This is a genomic window from Siphonobacter sp. SORGH_AS_0500 (assembly GCF_031453245.1).
Classification (GTDB): Bacteria; Bacteroidota; Bacteroidia; order Cytophagales; family Spirosomataceae; genus Siphonobacter.
The window spans coordinates 2,790,079-2,813,515 of record NZ_JAVIYT010000001.1 but is presented as its reverse complement, the minus strand read 5'-3'; the positions used below and the strand labels follow the sequence as shown (position 1 = coordinate 2,813,515).

Sequence of the window (23,437 nt, the reverse complement as noted above, 5' to 3'; positions counted from 1 at the left end):
AATTTTATCTCCAGGCTTTATACGCATTGATTAGACCATTGGTAGAAGCATCGTGAGCTTCAACGGGCTGGTTGTCCTGCAATTCTGGATAGATTTTGCTGGCCAATTGCTTGCCTAATTCTACGCCCCATTGATCGAAGCTGTAGATATTCCAGATGATCCCCTGAACGAAGATTTTGTGTTCGTAAGCCGCAATCAAACTACCCAGCGTGCGGGGCGTTACCTGTTTGACGAGGAAGGAGTTGGTCGGACGGTTTCCTTCAAAAACTTTGAAAGCAACCAGCGATTCGTAAACCTCTGGACTTACGTTCTTTGACTTGAATTCAGCAATCACTTCCTCTTCCGTTTTACCATTCATTAAGGCTTCGGTTTGAGCAAAAAAGTTGGAAAGCAGAATTTTATGGTGCTCGCCCAGCGGGTTATGGCTGATGGCGGGAGCGATGAAGTCGGCAGGAATTAATTTCGTTCCCTGGTGAATAAGCTGGTAAAAGGCGTGTTGACCATTCGTACCGGGTTCGCCCCAGATGATGGGACCTGTCTGGTAATCCACGCTTTCGCCGTTGCGACCTACGTATTTACCATTTGATTCCATATCGCCTTGCTGGAAATAGGCAGCAAAACGATGCAGATACTGGTCGTAGGGGAGAATTACCTGCGTTTCGGCTCCGAAGAAGTTATTGTACCAGATACCCAGCAAAGCCATGATTACGGGAATGTTGTCTTCAAAAGCCGTTTCGCGGAAGTGGTTATCCATGGCATGAGCACCTTCCAGTAACTCAATGAAGTTTTCGTAACCAACGCTTAGAATGATGGACAAGCCAATGGCCGACCACAGCGAGTAACGACCACCCACCCAGTCCCAGAAACCGAACATATTCGCCGTATCGATTCCGAACTTGGATACTTCTTTTTCATTCGTGGAAATGGCTACGAAGTGCTTTGCTACGGCTGAATCTTCTTTCGCGGCATCGAGTAGCCACTGACGAGCGGAGTGAGCGTTCGTCATGGTTTCCTGCGTCGTGAATGTCTTTGACGCGATCAGGAACAGCGTTGTCTCGGGGTTAACCGACTTTAGCGTTTCCGCAATGTGTGTACCGTCCACATTCGATACAAAATGCAGATTCAGGTGGTTTTTATAGGACTTGAGAGCTTCCGTAACCATGACAGGGCCCAGGTCTGAACCCCCGATGCCGATGTTCACTACGTCTGTAATGGCCTGGTCGGTATAGCCTTTCCATTCGCCAGAAATTACTTTTGCAGAGAAAGCTTTCATTTTCTCCAGAACCTCGTTTACGTCAGGCATTACGTCTTTGCCATCTACTTCGATGGGCGTATTCGAGCGATTTCGCAGAGCCACGTGTAACACAGCCCGGTCTTCGGTTGCATTAATTTTCTGCCCGGTAAACATTTGCTCGATCGCATCTTTCAATTCTGCCTGATTCGCTAAATCGAGTAACAGAGCTTTAGTTTCTTCCGTGATTCTGTTTTTCGAATAATCGAAAAGAATTTCTTCAAACTGAGTCGAAAAACGCTTGAAACGTTCGGGATCCTGTTTGAATAAATCCTTGATTTGTAATGATTTAGCGGATTCGAAATGAGAAGAGAGCTTAGAAAAAGCAGGATTCTGGGTAAACGGAATAGATTTCAACATGAGATAAGGCTCTGATATAGGATAAGAATCAACTTCAGGAATCCAACTTGTTTACATTGGATTCACAAACGCATAACATCGATCCAAGGAAAATAGAGCCCAAAAATGTGCATTGACCGGAATAAATGCAATAACTCGACAGAGAGTTTATAATTTTTTAGAAAACCCCTTACCGTAGAGACACGATTTATCGCGTCTGGTGGATAAGAAATGAGAGTACCTGAAAGGAGAGACCGTTGTTGTCAGGAAAAGCTTTTGGGTTATCAGTTCCCCGGATTAACATCCGGGGCAGCTCGGGACTACTAATTATTGAATCCTTCTGGGGTTACGATAATTGCTCTTTGAACGGTATTATGCTGCCGTTGCCAGCTTTTTCGCTGGCAACAGATGTTACTGGTGAGTGTCTCTCTCAAATTATCATCCAGAAAGGGTTCATTAATGTTGAACCCCTCCGGGGTTATGTAAAACGTCTTGCTTACGTTAATAGATTTTATCTTTCAAACTTTAAACCCTAAACACAAAACTCCAAACAGTTTAAGGAATACAGATTTGCTCGAGTTCATTTAGATCACCCAGGAAAACGTTATAGTCAACTTTGCCTTTGATGCCATTCAGTTTGCCCAGCTCGGAATATTGCCAGAACCAGAGTTTACCGGAAATGTCGCCGGAGAGTTGTTCGGAAGAATAATGAGCTAACCAGAGCGGATATTCGTCAAAATGGCCCCGAATAAATCGCTGGTAAAAACGGCGGTTGGTATAAATAATGGGAGTGACGCCGTATTCCTTTTTTACCAATTGTAGCCAGGTATCAATATCCCGGATGGTTTGTTCGTCGGATTTCAGAGGGTGCGAAGACTCCACATCCAACACCGGAGGCAAGTCGCCCGATTTGAGCTTAACCGTATTCACAAAATTATCCGCCTGCTGCACCGGATCCCGCCAGGGAATGAAAAAGTGATAGGCTCCGACCCGCAGGTTAGTGGCATGAGCTGCGGTATAATTGGCCTTGAAGCGTTTATCCTGAATGGTAATCCCTTCGGTAGCTTTGATAAAAACAAACTCCAGCCGGGCGTTTTCTGCCAGTGGCGTTTCGTGTATAACCGTCCAGTCGATTTTACCCTGATGCTTGGACACATCAATGCCATGGACCGGGTATTCCACGGGAACACGAATGCGTGCCGATTTGGAAAACTCCCATTCCAGTTGCGTTGGATTTCGATACTTAAAATAAAGAAAAACAGCAATGAGGGCCACCATCAAAAGACTGCCGGCCACCAGAAAAATGGAATTAGAGGAAAAGCGTGAATTCTTTAGTTTGGGCATCAGAAATAAAAATTGCCGGGCAAAATTACCCGGCAATTTTTAGAGTTGACAGTTTTCTAGGGATAGTTTTCGATTTGTGTAACGAAAAACTGAAAACGAAGGACCCTTAACCATCTACTATTTATTAGGTTGTGGCGTTACCCGAAGGTAAGGCTTCACGTGCGTCACTCCTTTGGGGAACTTCTCTGCCAGAGCGTCGTTAGAAACGGCAGGCGTAACGATGACATCTTCACCATCTTTCCAGTCCGCAGGCGTAGCTACTTGGTATTGAGCCGTTAATTGCAAAGAATCAATGACCCGCAGGAGTTCCTGGAAGTTACGGCCTGTAGAAGCCGGGTAGGTAAGCGTTAACTTAATTTTTTTATCAGGCCCAATGACAAATACCGAACGCACGGTAGCTTTCTCACTGGCGTTGGGGTGAATCATATCGTATAACTCGGCCACTTTGCGATCAGGATCGGCGACGATGGGGAAGTTTACTTCCGTACCCGTTACATCCTTGATATCAGGAGTCCAGCGGTTGTGTGAATCCAGATCATCCACTGAAATAGCGATTACTTTCACGCCACGTTTTTCAAAATCACCTTTTAAAAGAGCTGTACGGCCTAATTCTGTGGTACAAACGGGAGTGAAATCGGCGGGGTGAGAGAAAAATAAACCCCAGCTATTGCCAAGCCATTCGTGGAAATGAATGTGGCCTTGCGTAGTATCTGCTTCAAAATCGGGAGCAACATCACCAAGTCTTAAGGACATAATTGAAATCAGTTTAAGGTTATATTGAAACGAGGAACGCCCGCAAAGGTTGGTCGTTCGAGTGAGATAAACAAAAATAAAAGTCTATTAGTTTACAAGACTAATATAAAAATCAGAAATAATGAAGTGGATCTGAAGAAGCATAAAGAATAAAAGTGAAGCCTTTTCCCATTTATAAACCATTTCCTGAAAGATATTTCGCTCAAGCTCTTGACAAAGGCATTTGGAAACTGCATCTTTGCACCCACATTTCAGACGGGGATGTAGCTCAGTTGGCTAGAGCGCTTGCATGGCATGCAAGAGGTCGTCGGTTCGAGCCCGATCTTCTCCACGGATTTCCAGAGCCTTACAGAAACATCTGTAAGGCTTTTTTATTGTACTTTACGTACAGTGTCTCGATAGAAATTTATAAGTAGTCGATAGTTTTTAGGAGTTCGTTCATATACAACATTTTATAGCTAAAAAGATATTCTTTCGTACCGCAGGCCATCTACCAGCGATGATTAACGACGTAGAGGCAACCCTTGTGGTTGCCTTTTTTCATGTAGTCGCCCCTCTTTTTTCGTGTGGTTGCTTTTTATAATGGGATTGCCGTATTTGTGAATATTCTGATAGAGGTAATTATAAACAAAAGGGTCAATTAATCAGAGAAGGTAACCACAGGAGAAGATAGTGGATAGAGAAATGGAAGATCAAAAAGAGAAACAGAAAGAGTCGATCCCATAAGAAAAGGTAATTGCAAAAATGGATAATGACAAGAAGCGGCGATCACAAAAGGATAACGATAGAAAAATAATCTTATAAATGGTTAACGAAGATAAAGGACAACCACAAGGGTTGCCCCTACGTATGATACGATACAATCCTGCTATTCATCATCGAAGATCTATCCGCCTAAAAGGTTACGATTACTCGCAGGCTGGATTGTATTTCATTACCATTTGCGTTCAGAACCGGGAATGTTTATTTGGGGAAATTCTGAAGGGAGAATTATTCTTAAACGAAGCTGGTCAGATGGTGGTTAGCCAATGGTCAGCACTGCCTGAACGGTTTAAGAATATTGTTTTACATGAATTCGTTGTAATGCCGAATCATTTTCACGCCATTTTGGAAATTGAAACCGTAGGGGCGACCCTTGTGGTTGCCTCCAGTGCTAAAAACTGGAGATCTTTTAACGGTAAATTGTGGCAACGGAATTACTGGGAACACATCATTCGTAACGAACAATCTTACCAGACTATATCTAATTATATTGTCAATAATCCATTAAATTGGGAAACTGATCAACTGCATCATTCATGATCCGCTGGGTGTATGGTTGTTAAGCCAGATTTTATTTAATAATTTTTTACCTCATCCCATTATCCCCCTTCATGGCTAGCAAGATTTTACTAACGGCTGACCAAATGGCCACTTCCAGCACAGGCTTGTATCATTTTACTTTGGAATTAGCCAGAGAAATCATTACCCAGAATTCGGGGCATTACCGTTTGAATTTTTTGGTGCCGAGCCATTTGAAGGATGATCATATTTTTGGAAAAGCGACTTATCGAACCAGAAGTGTTTTCAATAAAACATTCTGGAAATTTTACTCTGAATTTGATTTAATCCACTTTACTCAGCAACATCCCACGCTGATTAAGCCTACTAAAATCAAAGGAAAGAAGATTCTTACCATTCACGATTTAAATTACATTTACGAGTATCCAGCGAATTCGGAGGAATATAAAAATTTCGAGTATAATCTTTCCAAATGGGTGGAGGCTGCGGATCATCTGACGGCCATTTCACAGTATGCAGCCCATGATATTGCCCGACATTTTAATTATCCCATTCAGGATATTAAGGTTATTTACAATGGGGTAAATATTCCTAATATTCCCACGGAACAAATCGATACGCATACGCCTAAGTACCGTCCAGCAAGACCTTTTTTATTTACGATTGGTACTGTGGTTTCAAAAAAGAATTTCCATGTATTACCGGGCATGATGCATTACCTGGATTTTGATCTGGTGATTGCGGGTCGGCTGGATGAATCTGGTAAGGATTATTACCAGCGTATTCTGGATGAATGCCAAGAACATGGCATTAGCCCGGACCGCATTCATTTGATTGGGGAAGTTTCTGAGTTGGATAAACACTGGTATTACAAACACTGTACGGCCTTCGTTTTTCCTTCCATTGCCGAAGGGTTTGGCTTGCCGGTTTTAGAGGCTTATTATTATCACAAACCCACATTCCTGTCTAATCATACGGCTTTGCCTGAAATTGGCGGAGAGGCCGCTTATTACTTCACTAGTTTCGAGCCTGAAGAAATGGCTGAGGTAGTCAAAAAGGGGTTATCCGATTTTCCCCATTCCGATAAAGTAAAACTAGCCCAGGAAAGGGTGGAGTTATTCTCCTGGAAAAAATCAGCAGCCGATTATCTAAGTTTGTATAAAGAAATCCTCAAGAAATAATAGAAGAGCCTTCTCTGATTCAGAGAAGGCTCTTCTGTTACAGGACAACGCCATCTTCGGGCTGCTTCTGAACGGGGAAGTTGGTATCGCCTAAATGTTCCTTTACCAGCGTTTCAATGCCTAAACTTATGGACGTAAGTGGAGTGCCTTCGGCTCGATTTTCAAAAGGATCCTCAATGCGTTCACCTAACTGATCCAGACATAAAAAGACGAAGGAAATAATAATGGAGATAGGTATACTGGACCAGCCAATTTCATCCACGAAAACAAAAGGTAATAAAGAGGCGTGAATAAAAACGAATATCCTTGAGAAGAAACTATACTGACGAGGGAAAGGTGTATTTTTGATTCGTTCGGAGCGTCCCTGAATGTTATTAAATTCCGTGAGGGTTTCGCTGAGCTTCGTAAATCGATAATCGGTTAACCAGCCTCTTTCATACGCCTCTCTTAAATCATCGCCTTGTAGATTAATCAGGTAATTGGGAGGGTTATTGGTTTTAGTGAAGGCTCGGTATTCGTTCTGACTTAAAAATGATTCTGTATCTGAATATTCGTTACTTTCTTCGTAAATCTCCTCTACGTCGGTTTTAATATATTTATTTTTTTTACGCAAAAATACCCGTAAGCCATGCACGTAAGCCATGTGTCGATTGGCCATTCGGCGTTGAAATTGTCGAACCTCTTCCCGTTCACTTTCTTCCGTAGGGATAATCATGGTTAAAATCTCGCGGGTCCAGGCTCGGCTGTAGTTGACTAGTAAACCCCAGATTTGGCGGGCTTCCCACCAGCGATCGTAAGCGTTATTATTCTTGAAACCTAAGAAGATCGATAAGGCCGTGCTTAAAGCCGTGATGGTACTGAAGGGTAAATGAAGATGAAAAAGGTCGTAATAATCGTGAAGCAGGTAAACACTGAAGGAAAGAGCGAAGTAGTAAATCATGCTCCTCCAGGTATAGTGGACGATGATGCTCCACTTCAAATTGCGTTGCACAAACATAAATTCAGTGTTATGTAGATAGTTTTGGAAGGGTAGTCGAGGCAGTCTCCTCTTTGAAGGCCAATCTAATAACCCCGCTTTAAAAGGAATGTTGCATGAATTTGATTTTAATAAAGAGTTCCTAAACAAAATCCCTTACTGGTCTGCCGCCAGTAAGGGATTCTGATAATCCATTTATAAGTTATATTACTTGTTACTTTTCAGTTTCCGCTGGAAGTACTCAGCCGTCGCACGCCCTGCCTGTAGTGAATGGGCATGTTTCATCCAGTGGTGGGTATCATTGACTATAATCATCGTCTCCATTTCCACTCCTTTAGCTTCTAGTCGCTGAATCAGATCGGTACTTTGATTCACCCGAACATTTCGGTCATCGTCGCCGTGAATGATTAATACGGGAGAGGTCCAGGTATTCACGTAAGCTATGGGGGAGGATTCCCAGGCAGTTTGAGCGGCCCGTTCAGCATCGGGAGCTTTTTCATAACGGCTAAGCAGAGATCGATCGGCAGTACGATCATGCACACCGTGTATATCAACTCCGGCTGCAAAGAGCTTAGAATCCCGTCCCAGAGCCATGGCGGTGAGGTAACCACCGTAAGAGCCGCCATAAATGCCAATCCGGCTCGGATCGACAAATGATTGTTTTGCCAGCCATTCACCCGCCGCCTTAATATCGATGTATTCAGAAGCTCCGTTGGTGCTCGCTCGTTCGGGCTGATGAAATTCATAGCCATACCCAATGCCTAGTCGGTAGTTAACGGATAAAACTACAAATCCCAAGCTGGCTAAGTATTGATTAGTGGCGTAAGCATTGGCATAATAATCGGAATAATGCCAGCCTAGTAACATCTGTCGCTGCGGACCGCCGTGGACGTAGACAATCGCTGGTTTTTTCTCGGACGAGTTACCCGCAGGCTCGAATAACTGGCCGTATACCTTAAAACCGTCGGGTGTAGTAAAAACCACCTGTTTAGGGGTAACTAAAGCCGACTGCGGAAAGGAAGGAAGTAGTTGGGATGAACCTATTAACTTGAGCGAATTGCCAGTCAGAGGCATAACGGCCGGAAGGGGAGGTCGCTGAGCAGTGGCACTGATGAGAGCGATGGAAGCATGGTCTCCGGTAATGACAGGCGTCCATTCCAGTCCCGTCCCTGGGGCTAATAGGCTCATATTAGCCTGATCTACCGATACTTTAGCCACGTGCCGACGATCGATATCCAGAGGGTCTGGGCCTGTATTGGCACTAAAGGTTAATACCTGTCCGTTGGGGCTGAGCCTGATGTGTTCCACCATAAAGTGGCCCGGCGTTAATAACAGAGGAGTACCGCCCGTCGCTGGAATGGAATACAGATGGGGCCAGCCGTCTTCGTAGGACAGATAAACAATACGATTTTTAGCCGCCCAATGGAGGTTAAACCCACCGTTTGTCGTGGGAATAGAACCCGCCAGCGTTTTCGGGGCTTTCCAGAGTTGAGTAGCTTTACCCGAAGCTACCTCCGCAACCATAATGGCCCAGGGGCGATGTTTCCGAACCAGAATGGAATCGGGAACGCCACCTGTGCCGGGCGTACGAACGAAAACAATTTTACTGCCATCGGGCGACCAGCGGGGGGTACGGTCGTTTGCAAAGGAAGGAGCTATCCATTGAATCGGTGACTCTGGATTAGTATAGACACCAATCAACGAATGATCGCCGCGATCCGCCACAAACACCAGTTTTGATCCATCGGGTGACCATTCCAGTCCATAGGTTCCTCCTCTGCTATTAAAAAGATTTTTAGCAGGCGTCGAGCCAGTAAGGGACACCGACCAGGCCTGTCCGTTCTTAATGAAAGCAACGGCGTCGCTTTTAGGAGAAATAATGGGCATGTCTCCCTCACTTAATAGCTTCGGCACGCCGCCCGCAAAGGGTACGGCCCAGATTTCAACGCGGGGAGGTAGGGGAAGGTGATCGACGTTAACGCCGACGTTCGAGTCCCAGTTAGAACCATGATCGCCCCCTCTGACGTAAACTACCCATTTCCCATCCGCTGAAATGGCTAAACTGCTGATTTCCTGGCCATCATCTTTGGTGTAGTCCGTAAGTTTTCGGGCCGTAAAGGCAGGGCCTTCGGCCACGTACACATTTCGCCGACCCTGTTCGTTCAGGGCCCAGGCAATTTTCGAACCCTGAGCCGACGCCGTTAGTTCGTTGGGAAAAGGGTAGGATTTGATGGCTTCCAGACTAAATTTCTGTGCGGAAGAAATGCCTGATTTCAGGAGAAAAAACAGAATCAGGAAGAGCCCTTTTGGGAGGCGTAAGAACGTAAGCATCGGATGAGAGGAAAGTAGGTTTACAAAGGGATGCTTAAAGATAGCATTTATTTGGAATCAATTTCCCGCTGTTTCGTTAACCCGGAAAAGCGTACCTTTGCATGGCCAACGTAGCAGCACCTTGACACAACGAGTTCTCTTCATCACCCCGCCTTTCACGCAGTTAAATACCCCGTACCCAGCTACGGCGTACCTGAAAGGCTTTTTGAATACTAAAAACATAGAATCACATCAGGCCGATTTGGGCATTGAAGTGATTCTCCGGCTTTTTTCGACCCAGGGTTTACGCACCTTGTTCGATGCTCTGGTGGCTTCTGATGACATTGAGCTTTCGGATAACAGTTACCGGATTTACTCCCTTCGGGACGAATATATTCAGACGATTAACCCGGTTATCCGATTTCTTCAAAATAAGAATCCAACGCTGGCTCATGCCATTTGTGACCGGAATTATTTACCCGAAGCCTCCCGATTTAGCCAGCTAGATGATCTGGACTGGGCTTTTGGGACGATGGGAACGCACGATAAGGCCCGCCATTTTGCGACTTTATACCTCGAAGATCTGGCCGATTTGATTACCGAAGCCGTTGACCCGCATTTTGGATTCAGTCGTTATGCCGAACGGTTAGGTCGCTCGGCCACGCATTTTGATGAGTTACACGAAGCCTTGCAGGCTCCCGATACGCAGATTTCAACGATTCTGACGGATTTACTGGAAGAGAAAATCCAGCAATGGCAACCCACGGTGGTTTGTTTGACGGTTCCGTTTCCGGGAAATTTGTACGGTGCTTTGAAGTGTGGAAAGTATCTTAAAACCCATTACCCGGACATTAAAGTGGTGATGGGTGGCGGCTATGCTAATACGGAGTTACGTTCTCTAAAAGAAACCCGCGTTTTCGAATATCTGGATTTCGTAGCCCTTGACGACGGCGAAGCTCCCTTGTTGCATTTGCTGGAATACCTGGCGGGAAATCGTTCGATTGATCAGTTAAAGCGGGTATTTACGCTCGTGGATGGAAAGGTTCATTACCTGAACGGCACCCGCGAACGTGATGTGGCTCAGCGAGATACCGGAACGCCCGATTACCGGGAGTTACCGCTTAATGATTATTTGTCGGTGATTGAAGTGGTTAACCCCATGCACCGACTCTGGAGTGACGGTCGCTGGAACAAGCTGACGCTGGCTCATGGTTGTTACTGGGGAAAATGCTCGTTTTGCGATGTAACGCTCGATTATATCAAACGTTACGAACCGCTAACGGCTTCTTTGTTATGTGATCGCATTGAGGAAATCATTGGCCAAACGGGTCAAAACGGATTCCATTTTGTGGACGAAGCCGCTCCGCCAGCCTTAATGCGTGACCTGGCCCTGGAGATTATCCGACGGAAGCTGACCGTAGTTTGGTGGACGAATATTCGTTTCGAAAAAAGCTTCACCGCTGACTTGTGCCAGTTACTGAAAGCCTCTGGATGCATTGCCGTTTCGGGTGGTTTGGAAGTCGCTTCTGACCGGCTGCTGGAACGAATGAAAAAAGGAGTGACGGTGGCTCAGGTGGCTCGTGTCGCGGATCACTTTACGCAGGCCGGAATTATGGTGCATGCGTATCTGATGTACGGCTTTCCCACGCAAACGACTCAGGAGACTATTGATTCGCTGGAAATGGTGCGGCAGTTATTCGAGTCGGGCGTAGTGCAGTCGGGCTTCTGGCATCGCTTTGCCATGACGGCTCACAGCCCGGTAGGCTTACAGCCCATGGCCTTTGATGTACAACGGATTGGGCCAGATTTTGGCGGTTTTGCCGACAACGACCTGGATCACGCCGACCCTAACGGAGCTGACCACGACCTATTTGCGGAGGGATTACGCAAATCGCTGTTCAACTACATGCACGGGGTTTGTTTCGAGTTTCCCTTGCAGGACTGGTTTGATTTTGAGGTGCCGGAAACCACCATATCCCCGGATTTTATACAAAGCAGTCTGGAAGAACCCGCCGATGAATTTCGTCCGAACGCCTGGGCGATTTGGTTAGGTAAGGAGCCTTCCGTAACTTTTTACGAAGAAATGCAGCGGAAACGGGTCGTTCAGCGAGCCGAAGTTGTTTTTTATGATCGTAAGCAGGAGTGGGGGCTAGAAACCCGGGCCGTAGAAGGGCAGTGGTTACAAGAGGTGTTACCACTGCTGCAAGTCAAAGCTCAGGAACCCATGGCTCTGGAAAAGATAAGACAGGATTACGAGAGCAAAGGAATGGGCAGTTTTGACCGTTTCCTAACCTCAGCAACCGGAGAAAAACTCCGCGAAAATGGATTGTTAATTGTATAGTTTTCAGTGGTCTGTTTACAGTTTTCAGTGAAAATGAGATAAACAGAGGCCTCCCAATTGAAAACTGAATACCATAAACTGAAAACTGAAAAAATGCAAGATCCCTTACATGGCAAGACTTTGCAGATGATTTTATTTCATTTAGTTGATTATTACGGCTGGGATCAGCTGGGTCTGCGAATTCGGATTAAGTGTTTTACGCATAATCCTAGTATTAAATCGAGTCTGGTCTTTTTAAGAAAAACGCCCTGGGCTCGTAAAAAGGTGGAAGAATTGTATTTAGAAACCTTGGATTAACGCTTTTTGTAATGATTCTTGAAGTTGCTAGCATCTGGAAACAGAGAATGAGCGTGATTGTAGCTGGTTGATGCCAGCGGAAAAGCTGGTATCAGTATGGAAAGATTTTTAAAGTAACTAGCGTCTGGAAACAGAGAATGAGCACGATTATAGCTGGTTAATGCCAGCGAAAAAGCTGGCATCGGTAAGGAAAGATTTTTAAAGTTATTAACCGTCTGGAAACAGAGAATGAGCGTGATTGTAGCTGGTTGATGCCAGCGAAAAAGCGGGTATCAGTATGGAAAGATTCTTAAAGCTACTATCCATTTGGAAACGAACAGCTACAGGGTAATCCTAGTGAGGGGTCATTGAAAACTGCAAACAGACAATTGAAGACAAAACATGAAATTTGACGATTATCACATAGCTCCCGAAATCAAGAAAAGTCTGACGAAACTCGGCTTTAAACGACCTACGGACATTCAATTTAAATCCATTCCTCCCATTCTGAAAGGAGAGGACGTGCTGGCTATTGCTCAGACGGGAACGGGGAAAACAGCGGCTTTTGCTATTCCCGTGATTAGCAAAATTCACGAGCGTAAATTCACCAAGAAAAGCACGGGTATTAAATGTATTGTAATGGTGCCGACTCGGGAATTGGCCTTACAGATTACCGAAGTTTTTCAGCAAATTGGTCACCATTCCAAAGTAAAATCGTTCTGTACTTTCGGCGGTGTAGAACAGGGGCCTCAGATTGAAAAACTACAGGAAGGTATTGATATTCTGGTAACTACGCCGGGACGAATGTTCGATTTGGCTAGTCAGGGCTATATTAAGATGAATGCTGTGGAAATCCTGATTCTGGATGAAGCGGATCATATGCTGGATTTGGGTTTTATCAAGGATATTCAGGATTTGATTAAATATCTGCCCAAAAAACGGCAAACTTTATTTTTCTCAGCCACGATTAATGAGACGATTAAAGATTTAGCGTATTCCCTGGTAACGAACGCCATTCGGATTCAGATTTCTCCCAAAGATCCTGTTTCCAAGAACATTGACCATGCCGTTGCTTTCGTAGAAATGGATGACAAACGCTTCTTTCTGGAACGTCTCATTAACGAGCAACCCGAAAAGAAAATGCTCGTTTTCGTCCGTACGAAAGTTCGGGCTGAACGGGTAAGTAAAGCTCTGGAACGGGTGAATATCCACAGCCAGACCATTCACGGTGGTAAAGAACAAACCGACCGTCTGGAAGTATTAAATCAGTTTAGAAAAGGAGAAACAAAAATCCTGATTGCTACGGATGTAAGTGCCCGGGGAATTGATATTGCCAATGTCGATTACGTGGTTAATTACGATTTACCCGAACAGGCTGAAAACTACGTGCACCGGGTAGGAAGAACGGGCCGGGGAACCAATCGAGGAAACGCTGTTTCATTTTGTAGCACGGAAGAACGGCCGATTTTAAAAGAAATCGAAACCTATTTAACCAAACCCATTAAGGTATTGACGATCGAGGAATCTGATTACGAAGCGACGCTTGATTTAAGCGTTGAGGCAGAAAAAAATACCGACTGGCGAAGCTTGATTAAAGAAGAAGAAGAACGCTTATCGAAGGTTAAAAAGAAGAAGAAAAAACAGATGTAAGGGGTTGTCAACCTGCACAAAAAGAGCCAGTCTTATCCAAAAGACTGGCTCTTTTTATAAGCTATCATTGAACGTGCTTAATCGTGTTTATCTGCGGTCGGCTGATCTGGATTTTTAGCTTCAATCGCTACGTCACCCGTTGTCGTACGTGGCGTTGGGGGTGTTTCGCTGAAGTCAAACACAGGCAGGATGATGAGGGCGAGCAGGACAAGGAAAATAACGACTACGCCAACGGCTGTGCGGTGACTGCTTTCGTTATGAGAAGGATCTTCTGAGTAAGCCATTGTTATTGGATCAAAAGGGATACATTGAATTTTATGCAAAAAAAAGGCATCTGCCGGATTTACAGTCAATTTCATTAAATAAAATATCAAACCAGGGCTGTGGCCTGCCTGATGGGGGGCGTTTCAGGGAGGTAAACCCGAAAGGTCGCACCCTCGTTCAGAACACTGCTGACCGTGATAATACCCTGATGATTTTCAACGACTTTGCGACAAACGGCCAGCCCAATTCCGGTACCCTCGTACTGGTCTTTGCTGTGTAATCGCTGGAACATTTGAAAAATCCGGTCTCCATATTCCGAATCAAAGCCAATGCCTTCATCGCTTACATCAATCCAGTTATACGAACGCCGGGGGTTCAATCCCTCAATGGAACTCACTTCTTCAGGCGAAACTTTGCCGCAGTCGATGGTGATATGATTCATAACACCCGGACGACTAAATTTAATGGCATTGGTTAGTAAATTCTGAAAGAGCTGGGTCAACTGAGACGCATTACCCCAAACGACTGGAAGTGACTGAATAGTAATGGTTGTGGCATTCGGATCTATCGCATTGTCTAGGTCTTCTAATATATCGTTGATCAAATCTTTCAGGGGAAGCGGAGCCATCGGCACGTCCTTGATGGTTAGCCCGGAAAACGTCAGCAAGTCATTAATCAACGAAGACATTCGGTTCGCCGAAGCATGAATTCGAGACAAGGTACTGGCCCCCTTTACCGTCAGCCGTTCTACGTCCGTGTTGTAAAGTAAACTAATGAAGGACTGGATTTTACGCAAAGGTTCCTGCAAATCATGACTCGCAATAAAAGCGAATTGTTTCAGACTTTCATTGGTTTGCTGAAGTTCATAGTTACTCATTCGCAGAGCTTCGGTTTGCTCTTTTACCAACCGTTCAAGTTCGTTTTTAACTACCCGCTGATTGGTGATATTTTGAGCCAATCCCGTAAGTAAGTACGTATTCCCTTCCTCGTCTGCGAGCGAACGAGCCTGAGCATGAATAACCCGTACCCGACCCGTTTCTGCATCTACGCTGGTGAATTCCTCGTCAAAAGTTGCCGACGAAAGCAAGGCGGCCTGAATAGCGTAAGAGATTCGCGATTGATCCGCAGGAGCAACGGAATTCAGAAAAGAAACCAGATCCGAAACGGAATTCTTGAGGCCAAACCACCGCTGAAACCGTTCCGACGCATAGACTTTATCGGTAACGGGGCTGTACTGCCAAGTGGCGAGGTCAGCCGTATCGATAGCCAGACGCAGATTCGCTTCTGCATCTGCAATCTGTTCGCGAGCCAAAACCCGTGAGGTAATGTCAGCGGCCATGTGAATAATGGCCCAGACCTTACCTTCTGCATTGAAAAGAGGCTTGTACGTAAATTTAAACCAGTACGGTCGAATCACGTTTCCATCTAGCAGGTCTGTTCGCTGCTCCTGGGTTTCGTAGGCAATTCCGGTTTGGTACACCTGTTTCAGGATGGCTTCGAAGGGTTGACCGTGTAACTCCGGTAAGGCCTCGTGAAGCGTCTTTCCAATAATGGATTCATCCTTACTCCACATTTTCAGCAGAGCTTCATTGGCTAATTCAATAACGATAGCTTCGGTGGTATAGAGTCCAATGGGGAAAGGAGCCTGGGTAATCAGATCATTAAACTGCTCATTCCGAAGGTGAAGCTGTTTCTGAGCATTAACCCGTTTGGTAATGTCAATGACTGTCCCTAGATACCCTTTAAACGTTCCATCGGCGTTAAACTGAGGCGTTCCGCTGCAATCGATGGATCTTAACGTACCGTCTGTATGCCGAATGGTGAACTCATTTTTGTGCGTACGCTGAGCCAGAAAATCTGCGATGAATTTATCCTTAGACGGCTCCCGATCCTCGTCGATGATGCAATCTAACCAGCCAATGCCTAAGTGGTCTTCATAGGGTCTACCGGTCCATTCTACCCACTTTTCACTAATGAAAGTAGTGGAAGGTTCCGCATTGGCTATCCAGATGCCAATGGCCGAATGATTACCCAGTTCATCAAAAAGAAAAGCTTTTTCCTCGATGGTTTGAAGGGCGTTTTTCTGTTCAGTAACGTTTTGAATAATACCACTGAAACAAGCTACTGGCTGACTAAATCGCTGACCTTTGATCTGAATCCATTGGAAGTGATTCGTATGACTGATTCTGAAAGTCAGATCGATACTCTGTTTTCGGGAAGGGCTAGTTTTGGAAAAAAGTACTTCACTAACTTCAATGAGATCTTCCTGGAAAATTATGGACAGGAACGCTTCAATACTAAATACGGACGCTGAGTTATTACCTAGAATACGTTGCCCCGTATGATTAACTCTTATTTTTTGAGAGGAAAAATTTATGTCAATAATACCAATATTAGCGGATTCCAGTGCAGTCTGATAGTGCTTGAAATGAAGAAAACCATTAGCTTCTTCGGAGGGAGGGGCAAAGCTCATTTTGCTGCAATTAATACGGTTATTTAGGTAGGTTGCTTAGTTGCGGATAAAAAGATACAACTCAATTGATTAGAAAACATAGAAAGGAAATATAAATTTTATTTAAATTATTTTTATCAATAATATAAGTTTTTTTACTTATTTTTAATATCTATTGCTAACTAAATAATTTCATAAAAATACCATAGTGATCGCGAATACTTATCAACATTACGATTAAGTAAAGAAATGGTTGTTAACATATAATTATTTTATTATGATTGTATATCCAAATAGATTTGCCCATGTTAAATTCAGATCAAAGACAAAAATTAGCCGAAGTCTTATCAACCATTGATACCCGGCACATAGCAACCAAAAGTGCAGTATCCTATCATAAGGATATCTGGACGAGTGAAAAAATCGACCAGTTAAAAAAGGGAATAGAAAACGCTGCAATTATTGAGACTGGGAAGTTTTGGGCTAAGACCTTATTGGTTTCCAAAGGATTAGATGGAGTTATTGACCGAGTTAGATTGATTGGAGATCTTACCAGTGCGGTTTCCTATTCGGTAGCCCACCATATTCAGCAAAATTCTGAATACAAACTTTGGCATATTTTAGATGAAGAGGCCTTGCTTCTCTACTGTAGTGAGGTAGTGAGAACAACAACCATCAAAAGCTTTGTTTCTAACGGTTTGTAACTATTCGTATGAGTTGAACATTACTTTAAACTGAAGTTCGAATCTATATTATAAAGTTAATAACTTCTTACACTAAATTTTAAAGTTAGTATTACTTAACTTGAAGAGCCTGCGGGCTCTTTTTTTATTAAAATAGGTAGTAGCTAAATCAACATTGATTGAATAGTGTTTATTACTTAATATTTATAAAAAAACTTAAATGACATTAAGTATATACGGCAGAAGGCAAGTAGTTGCAAAAAGCCAACATTCAATGGATCGGCTGGCAGTCCTTTAAAAGCAATAGTATTAGAAGTTTAATTATAATATACTGTAATTCAGGATTTTAAGTAAATATTGTCAATCATTTTTCCTGAAATTACCCATTGTTTGTACAGTTTTTTTGGGTATGAATCCTGATAGAAGAATAGTTTGTTCCCAACATGATCCAATGCTTATGAAGGTATGTAATCAACGTACGTTAGTACCCCAAAGAAAGATGCAGTACAAATATTATCTCTTAGGTATAATCTTCTGTCTGATCGGATTATTCCAAAGTCCGATGGTTTCAGCCCAGACTAGTGCATTGACTAAAGGAGATACGGCTTACTCCATACCCGATACCTTACTCTTTAAATTACAAAAAGCACAGGCTGCTGTGACGGAGATAAATGCTTCAAACAAGAAAGGATACGGTATATCCAAAATAAAACAGGGATTAACAGAAGTAGAAGAAAGTATTGATCCAATCAAGGATGATTTAAATGCAGGTAATAAGATAATTGATAGTAAAGATTTACTCAATTATCGACTGATTCTAAAAGATGCCCAAACTAAGTTAGCCAACTGGCAAAAGTCATTAACCAAATCCAGTAATGATTTGCAACGAAGTACGGAGAACCTGGTCACGTTAAGTAATGACTCACTTTTAACCGTTAATGACCGAGACAGTAGTGCCCGTAAATTATTTAATAATCAGGTAACGGAGTTAAAAAGGAGATTGCAACACTCCGGAAAAACAGCTACGGCCCATTTAGATTCAGTTAGTAAATTATTGGCAGAAGTTTCGTCATATAACCTGGCAGTTACCGATTTACAGGCCCTGATTGATGAACGTTTAAATAGTTCTGTTGGCAGTATCTTTAACAAAGAATCTCCTTTTATTTGGTCGGCTCCAACATTCTCTGACCACGACAGCGTTCAATCATTTTTTAAGAATTCTTATTTAGGTCAACGAAAGATCTTAAGCTATTTCATAGGATCATCCTGGGATAACCGAGCCGTTTTGATTCTGGTTGGTATTGCCTTTTTTATCTGGATCAATCGTACTTTTAAAAAGGTTCGTCAACTGGAAATAAAACAGCAACTGGAAAAATCCAGTTACGAAGCCATCAAACCCATTCCCATCGTTGCAACCTTAATTGTAGTACTTAATCTGGTTCCGTTTTTCGAATCTGATTCTCCTTCCTTATACATTGAGCTGACACAATTCCTTTTATTAGTCGTCATAACGGGTCATATCTGGAAGAAAATCTCAAAATCCGATCTGACGCACTGGCTTACCATTGTTGGTCTTTACATTGTATTAGTGGTCGTTAATATTCTCGTTCGTGATGGAATATTCCTGCGACTGACATTGATTGCTTTAAACATAGGCTTCCTCTATCAGGGCTTCACTTCGTACCGAAAGCTCAAAGAAGCTCAGTTTGGCGAAAACTTTATTCGTCCGGTTGCCATTCTTTACCTGGGGCTTAATATTCTGGCTGTTGTAACGAACATCTTTGGACGATTGAGCCTGTCTAAAATTTTCAGTATTACAGCCGTCATTGGGTTAACTCAGATGGTTGGATTAGCCTATTTTGTAAAAGTACTAACCGAAGGGCTGGATTTACAGATTAAGCTAAGCTCCTGTTCAGATGGTTTATTTTCCAGAGTTAATATTAATAGAGTACGTGCCACGGCGAAGCGAGTATTATCCTTTATAGCCGTACTCTTATGGTTATTAGTACTGGTCATTAATCTGAACATCTCGAATCAGACTTTTGCATTTTTAGACATGGTGTTAAGCAAATCACGAACATTCGGTAGCATTACTTTTACACTGGGTAATGTTCTGTTTTTTGTGATTATTGTGTATTTGTCAAACTTACTACAGAAGCATATCGGAATCTTATTTGGAGAAAGTAATATTACGTTTGACGAGCAAAATCAGCGGAAAAGTTCGAAATTGGTTCTGGTGCGGTTAGTGATCATTATTGTTGGTATCCTGATGGCTATTACTGCTTCTGGCGTTCCTCTGGACCGATTGACGGTTGTGCTGGGTGCATTGAGTGTGGGGATTGGTTTAGGGATGCAGAATATCGTTAATAACTTTGTTTCTGGAATTATATTAATATTTGAAAAACCTTTTTCTATTGGTGATTATGTGGAATTAGCTGATAAAAAAGGAAAAGTTAAAGACATCGGAATCCGGTCCAGTATTATGCTCACTCCCCAGGGCTCGGAAGTAGTCATTCCTAATGGTGATTTATTATCGGGCCGGCTAGTGAACTGGACGGGAGATAATCCTTACTTGAAAAGTGAAATTATCATCAAAATCAATGCCGACGCTGACCTCGATCAGGTTAAAAAAATCATCAAAGAAGAAATTAGAAAAATTAAAGATACCGTTAAAAACAGCCAGCCAGAGATTTATATTAATTCATTAGCAGCCGATGCTATTGAATTAAAGATTATCGTCTGGGTAAGCAGCATTTATACAGAAGCCTCCTGCAAGAGTCAATTGTTACAGCAATTACTGACTCGTTTCTGTGATGTTTCAGTTAAGATTTTGTAATTGATTTTTAGAATACTAAGGTTTCTTCATACAAAAACTCCTGCTGTAAGAACTCAGCGGGAGTTTTTGTTATACGCTGGTAAGATAAATTTATAATTATGAAAAGCTGTTTAAAATAGATAATCGAAGCCCTTAAAATAATCAAACCTTCTGCAAGCTTGACTGATTGTTGAGAAATAATGGCAGGTGGAACCTGCCTTAGGGTAGGAACGAGATGGAATCTTGCATCAGTGGTCCCTCGCAGTCACTCGGCTAGAGCCGAGCGACTGCGAGAGCATAGCCTTGTCATCTAAAAGATGTATAGGAACAATTTAAAATAAAAGTTTGTTTATATGAGTATTTTATTATAAATATTTGGTTTTATATGTTTTTGACAGCATTATTTATAATTTGCGAGAATCTGTAAATGCTAATTGATATTCCTTTATTCCCTTTTGTAAACAGACCAAAGCAATGAAGAAAACCATAATGCTGGCGTTACTAGTTGGAGTCGCGTGCCATTTTTCCTGGGCTCAGAAGTCAGCTTCTAAGTTAATGGCTGAGAAAAAGTACGACCTGGAAATCAATACGCTGGCTAACAAGCCTATTGTTAAGAAGGCATTTCAGACTATTCTTGATTTGGAACCCGAAACCCGTAAAGAGCATCTGTTACTCACCGAAATTCCTTCGCCCCCTTTCAAAGAGCAGGTTCGGGCTAGAAAATACGCCGAGTTAATGAAGGCTGCTGGAGCAGATTCGGTCTGGATGGATGAAGTAGGTAACGTTTTGGGCAAAGTGAAGGGAAAAACAGGTAAGAAGACGGTCGTACTTGAGGCTCACCTGGATACTGTGTTTCCCGAAGGAACAGACGTTAAAGTAAAATTCAAAGGCGACACGCTTTATGCTCCCGGCATTGGTGATGACACCCGCGGCTTGACCGTAGTATTAGCCGTTCTAAAGGCTATGAAAATGAATAAAATCAAAACTGATGGAGATGTTTTATTCGTGGGAGCGGTAGGAGAGGAAGGCCTGGGAGATCTGCGGGGTGTCAAACATTTATTCTCGGCAAAAGGCCCCAAAATTGATTCATACCTGGCGGTTGACGGGGCTGGACTAGGCGGCATAACGAATGGTGGCGTAGGTTCGGTGCGTTACCGGGTTACGTTTAAAGGCCCCGGTGGGCACTCGTATGGGGCTTTTGGTTTGGTAAATCCGCATCACGCCCTGGCAAAGGCCATTTATTACTTTACTCAGCAGGCGGATGAATTTACAAAGTCAGGAGCCAAAACGACCTATAGTGTTAGTGTGATTGGTGGAGGAACGTCGGTGAATGCCATTCCGTATGAATCATGGATGGAGGTGGATATGCGGTCGGAGAATCAGGAAAAACTGGCGGGTATTAATCAATTATTTCTGGCGGCGGTTGATAAAGGACTTAAGGAAGAAAATGCTATTAAACGAAACGGGGCCGATTTAACCGTGAATATTAACAAAGTGGGCGACCGCCCTTCGGGATTAAATCCAGAGAGTAACCCACTGATTCAGAGAATGATTGCGATTACGCATTTCTTCAAAGCGGAACCATCGCTGCACAGCAGTTCAACGAATGCCAATATTCCATTTTCAAAAGGAATTCCGGCGGCAACGATTGGAATTGGTGGGGTTGGAGGGAACGGACATTCCCTTCATGAATGGTGGCTGAACGATAAAGGATACTTGGGTATCCAGCAATCGCTGTTGATTCTTTTAGCAGAGGCGGGTTTGGCTGAGTAATAATAAAATTCGCTGAAGAGAAGGCCGGACTTACTCAAGTCCGGCCTTCTGTATTTTAGGCTAAAGCTTTTTCAATCAGAGCTTTACCCGTATTGCTGTAGGAAAGTTTCAACGCAGCTTCGTGGCCCGGAGCGGTCATTTTATTCCAAGTTTTCTGGAGAATCGGGATCATTTTTTCCTCTCCCATTTTTTCAATCAAATCATCGTACTGATAAGTCAGGAAAACCAGACAGAGAGCGTTTTCAATCGTACTCACTTCCGGGTCCGTCTTTATGCGTTGCTTGAGATTGATGGTTCGCACCCGTTCAATTGTAGCTTCGTCATACCCCGCTTCCCGCAATAACTCGGCTGATTTTTCAGCGTGGAATTTGGCCAGATCACTACGCCATTTCAAATATCCCACGCGACCGTCGGGATAATCCGACCGGGGAATGACCCAACGACCAATGTGCTGACAACGAGAGGCTAATAACAAAGGCTCACTGGCCTGAGGGTCAAGTTTTATGACCCAATCGTAGAGTTTTTGGGCATAAAACAACTCGGCAGGAATTGTCTCGCCTTCAGAAATGACGGTCTCGGGGGATTGGGCGTTGTAGGCGTCAAAAAGAGCAAAAGCCTTATCTAGTTTTTCGGACATAAGCAGATCAGTAATAGTCAAATGTAAATAGGATTGCCCGATGATCGATTTGGGGTGGGAGAGAAATATTCATTCACACTATATTTAATTAGTCTAAATAATATTTATATTTGCTCGCAAGGCCGTACAGCGTAGCTTTGCCATCGTCCATCTTGTCAATACCGCTACGCTGAACGTAAGCTTCCGATTCTGTTATTACTAAAAGTTAGCCGAACCGAGGTTATGAATCTTCTATTCAAACCATAAAACGTTGTTAACCATCGCTTTAGAACTAATTATACGAATGAAGTTACCATCCTTCCACCTGCTCACATCAAATTAACAATCCCATTATTAAACACGTCAATCATGAAGTTAAAAGCCGCATTACTCTCCCTCTTCCTGACCCTTTCAGCCAGCAGTTTATTTGCTCATGCCTTGTGGATTGAAACCAGTCCGGTTGGTAAAAAAGGACAAAAACAAACCGTAAAAATTATCTATTCAGAACCCGGCGAAACGCCCGAAAAACTGGCTGACTGGTATTCTGATGTGAAAGAATTCTCGCTCTGGCTCATCGGCCCCGATCAGAAAAAAACGCAGTTAACGGTCAAACCCGGTGAAGATAATTATACGGCTGAGTTCACGCCTGAACAGGATGGTGTATACACCCTGGCCGTGGGCCATACGGCGAAAGAATTGGGTGGTGCCACCAAGTATCAGTTCAACTCGACGGCAGTAGTCACGGTTGGTAAAGCAACGGCGGCTTCCGCTACGCCTAACGAACTGAACGTTTCGCTGGAATCGGGTAAAACTTATAAAGTAGGTCAGCCCATTCACCTGAAAGGCTGGTTTAAAGATCAGGCTTCTGACAAACTCCATGTATCTGTTTTCTCACCCAGTGGCTGGAATCGTGAAGTAACGACAAACGCCTCTGGTGAAGCGGAGTTTACGCCACTTTGGCCCGGAACGTACCGCGTCGAAGCTTCAAAGTCTGAAAAAGAAGAAGGTCAGCATCATGGGAAGGATTATAAATCCGTTTGGCGTTGTGCTACGCTGACGTTTGAAGTAACCAAATAATGGTTCTCCGCTCCC

Annotated in this window: 17 protein-coding genes and 1 tRNA gene; 10 read left to right on the top strand and 8 right to left on the bottom strand. The window is 43.6% G+C overall.

Annotated elements, in window-relative coordinates:
* Positions 1–4: 4 nt before the first annotated feature.
* From pgi to QE357_RS11900, 3 genes are all read right to left on the bottom strand, one after another.
* The gene (pgi, locus tag QE357_RS11910; protein ID WP_309707670.1) at positions 5–1,651 is read right to left on the bottom strand and encodes a glucose-6-phosphate isomerase; all 1,647 of its coding nucleotides are present in this window, start codon (positions 1,649–1,651) and stop codon (positions 5–7) included.
* 534 nt (positions 1,652–2,185) lie between these two features.
* On the bottom strand, positions 2,186–2,974 hold the full coding sequence (locus tag QE357_RS11905) for a glycoside hydrolase family 25 protein (RefSeq protein ID WP_307143222.1): 789 nt from the start codon (positions 2,972–2,974) through the stop codon (positions 2,186–2,188).
* 117 nt (positions 2,975–3,091) lie between these two features.
* Entirely contained in the window at positions 3,092–3,727 is a 636-nt protein-coding gene (locus tag QE357_RS11900) for a peroxiredoxin (protein WP_307143221.1), read from the bottom strand.
* Between the two features lie 257 nt (positions 3,728–3,984).
* Here QE357_RS11900 and QE357_RS11895 point away from each other — a divergent pair.
* The 3 genes from QE357_RS11895 (at position 3,985) to QE357_RS11885 (ending at position 6,189) form a co-directional block, all read left to right on the top strand.
* Positions 3,985–4,058: transfer RNA gene (locus QE357_RS11895), tRNA-Ala, on the top strand.
* 473 nt (positions 4,059–4,531) lie between these two features.
* Positions 4,532–5,029, top strand: a complete 498-nt coding sequence (locus QE357_RS11890; RefSeq protein ID WP_309707668.1) for a transposase — start codon at positions 4,532–4,534, stop codon at positions 5,027–5,029.
* 71 nt (positions 5,030–5,100) lie between these two features.
* Positions 5,101–6,189: a glycosyltransferase family 1 protein gene (locus QE357_RS11885; RefSeq protein ID WP_309707666.1), complete on the top strand. Its 1,089-nt coding sequence runs from the start codon at positions 5,101–5,103 to the stop codon at positions 6,187–6,189.
* Positions 6,190–6,226: 37 nt separating this feature from the next.
* Here the strand turns inward: QE357_RS11885 and QE357_RS11880 are convergent, their stop codons facing one another.
* Positions 6,227–7,186 carry a bestrophin family ion channel gene (locus tag QE357_RS11880; RefSeq protein WP_309707664.1) on the bottom strand — a complete coding sequence of 320 codons (960 nt, stop codon included), beginning with the start codon at positions 7,184–7,186 and terminating at the stop codon, positions 6,227–6,229.
* 186 nt (positions 7,187–7,372) lie between these two features.
* A complete protein-coding gene (locus QE357_RS11875; protein WP_309707662.1) occupies positions 7,373–9,496 on the bottom strand; it encodes a prolyl oligopeptidase family serine peptidase in 2,124 nt (707 codons plus the stop codon).
* Between the two features lie 121 nt (positions 9,497–9,617).
* Here QE357_RS11875 and QE357_RS11870 point away from each other — a divergent pair, with 121 nt between their 5' ends.
* The 3 genes from QE357_RS11870 to QE357_RS11860 all read left to right on the top strand — a co-directional run bounded on the left by QE357_RS11870 (position 9,618) and on the right by QE357_RS11860 (position 13,742).
* Positions 9,618–11,816, top strand: coding sequence for a radical SAM protein (locus QE357_RS11870; protein ID WP_309707661.1), 2,199 nt, complete (start codon positions 9,618–9,620; stop codon positions 11,814–11,816).
* 93 nt (positions 11,817–11,909) lie between these two features.
* The gene (locus tag QE357_RS11865) at positions 11,910–12,113 is read left to right on the top strand and encodes a VF530 family protein (protein WP_307143214.1); all 204 of its coding nucleotides are present in this window, start codon (positions 11,910–11,912) and stop codon (positions 12,111–12,113) included.
* A gap of 381 nt (positions 12,114–12,494) precedes the next feature.
* Positions 12,495–13,742, top strand: coding sequence for a DEAD/DEAH box helicase (locus tag QE357_RS11860; protein WP_307143213.1), 1,248 nt, complete (start codon positions 12,495–12,497; stop codon positions 13,740–13,742).
* A gap of 77 nt (positions 13,743–13,819) precedes the next feature.
* Here the strand turns inward: QE357_RS11860 and QE357_RS11855 are convergent, their stop codons facing one another.
* Together QE357_RS11855 and QE357_RS11850 are read right to left on the bottom strand one after the other, a co-directional pair.
* Positions 13,820–14,026 carry a hypothetical protein gene (locus QE357_RS11855; RefSeq protein WP_307143212.1) on the bottom strand — a complete coding sequence of 69 codons (207 nt, stop codon included), beginning with the start codon at positions 14,024–14,026 and terminating at the stop codon, positions 13,820–13,822.
* A gap of 86 nt (positions 14,027–14,112) precedes the next feature.
* The gene (locus tag QE357_RS11850) at positions 14,113–16,479 is read right to left on the bottom strand and encodes a PAS domain S-box protein (protein ID WP_309707655.1); all 2,367 of its coding nucleotides are present in this window, start codon (positions 16,477–16,479) and stop codon (positions 14,113–14,115) included.
* Positions 16,480–16,763: 284 nt separating this feature from the next.
* On the opposite strand from QE357_RS11850, the gene QE357_RS11845 reads away from it, so the two are divergent.
* From QE357_RS11845 to QE357_RS11835, 3 genes are all read left to right on the top strand, one after another.
* Positions 16,764–17,162 (top strand): hypothetical protein, encoded by a 399-nt coding sequence (locus QE357_RS11845; RefSeq protein WP_309707653.1) that lies wholly within the window; start codon positions 16,764–16,766, stop codon positions 17,160–17,162.
* Positions 17,163–17,640: 478 nt separating this feature from the next.
* On the top strand, positions 17,641–19,977 hold the full coding sequence (locus QE357_RS11840) for a mechanosensitive ion channel domain-containing protein (protein WP_309707651.1): 2,337 nt from the start codon (positions 17,641–17,643) through the stop codon (positions 19,975–19,977).
* Positions 19,978–20,430: 453 nt separating this feature from the next.
* A complete protein-coding gene (locus tag QE357_RS11835) occupies positions 20,431–21,729 on the top strand; it encodes a M20/M25/M40 family metallo-hydrolase (RefSeq protein ID WP_309707650.1) in 1,299 nt (432 codons plus the stop codon).
* A gap of 55 nt (positions 21,730–21,784) precedes the next feature.
* Here QE357_RS11835 and QE357_RS11830 read toward each other — a convergent pair whose 3' ends face one another.
* Positions 21,785–22,366, bottom strand: a complete 582-nt coding sequence (locus tag QE357_RS11830) for a DUF4202 domain-containing protein (protein ID WP_309707647.1) — start codon at positions 22,364–22,366, stop codon at positions 21,785–21,787.
* Between the two features lie 348 nt (positions 22,367–22,714).
* Between QE357_RS11830 and QE357_RS11825 the strand changes: the two genes are divergently transcribed.
* The gene (locus QE357_RS11825; RefSeq protein ID WP_309707645.1) at positions 22,715–23,422 is read left to right on the top strand and encodes a DUF4198 domain-containing protein; all 708 of its coding nucleotides are present in this window, start codon (positions 22,715–22,717) and stop codon (positions 23,420–23,422) included.
* Positions 23,423–23,437 lie beyond the last annotated feature (15 nt).

Excerpts from the sequence above, each read along its gene's own strand:
- QE357_RS11880 (WP_309707664.1), bottom strand. The coding sequence starts at position 7,186 with ATGTTTGTGCAACGCAATTTGAAGTGGAGCATCATCGTCCACTATACC.
- QE357_RS11830 (WP_309707647.1), bottom strand. The coding sequence starts at position 22,366 with ATGTCCGAAAAACTAGATAAGGCTTTTGCTCTTTTTGACGCCTACAAC.
- QE357_RS11835 (WP_309707650.1), top strand. The coding sequence starts at position 20,431 with ATGAAGAAAACCATAATGCTGGCGTTACTAGTTGGAGTCGCGTGCCAT.
- QE357_RS11890 (WP_309707668.1), top strand. The coding sequence starts at position 4,532 with ATGGTTAACGAAGATAAAGGACAACCACAAGGGTTGCCCCTACGTATG.
- QE357_RS11905 (WP_307143222.1), bottom strand. The coding sequence starts at position 2,974 with ATGCCCAAACTAAAGAATTCACGCTTTTCCTCTAATTCCATTTTTCTG.
- QE357_RS11885 (WP_309707666.1), top strand. The coding sequence starts at position 5,101 with ATGGCTAGCAAGATTTTACTAACGGCTGACCAAATGGCCACTTCCAGC.
- QE357_RS11900 (WP_307143221.1), bottom strand. The coding sequence starts at position 3,727 with ATGTCCTTAAGACTTGGTGATGTTGCTCCCGATTTTGAAGCAGATACT.
- QE357_RS11865 (WP_307143214.1), top strand. The coding sequence starts at position 11,910 with ATGCAAGATCCCTTACATGGCAAGACTTTGCAGATGATTTTATTTCAT.
- QE357_RS11840 (WP_309707651.1), top strand. The coding sequence starts at position 17,641 with ATGCAGTACAAATATTATCTCTTAGGTATAATCTTCTGTCTGATCGGA.
- QE357_RS11875 (WP_309707662.1), bottom strand. The coding sequence starts at position 9,496 with ATGCTTACGTTCTTACGCCTCCCAAAAGGGCTCTTCCTGATTCTGTTT.
- QE357_RS11855 (WP_307143212.1), bottom strand. The coding sequence starts at position 14,026 with ATGGCTTACTCAGAAGATCCTTCTCATAACGAAAGCAGTCACCGCACA.
- QE357_RS11860 (WP_307143213.1), top strand. The coding sequence starts at position 12,495 with ATGAAATTTGACGATTATCACATAGCTCCCGAAATCAAGAAAAGTCTG.
- pgi (WP_309707670.1), bottom strand. The coding sequence starts at position 1,651 with ATGTTGAAATCTATTCCGTTTACCCAGAATCCTGCTTTTTCTAAGCTC.
- QE357_RS11825 (WP_309707645.1), top strand. The coding sequence starts at position 22,715 with ATGAAGTTAAAAGCCGCATTACTCTCCCTCTTCCTGACCCTTTCAGCC.
- QE357_RS11850 (WP_309707655.1), bottom strand. The coding sequence starts at position 16,479 with ATGAGCTTTGCCCCTCCCTCCGAAGAAGCTAATGGTTTTCTTCATTTC.
- QE357_RS11845 (WP_309707653.1), top strand. The coding sequence starts at position 16,764 with ATGTTAAATTCAGATCAAAGACAAAAATTAGCCGAAGTCTTATCAACC.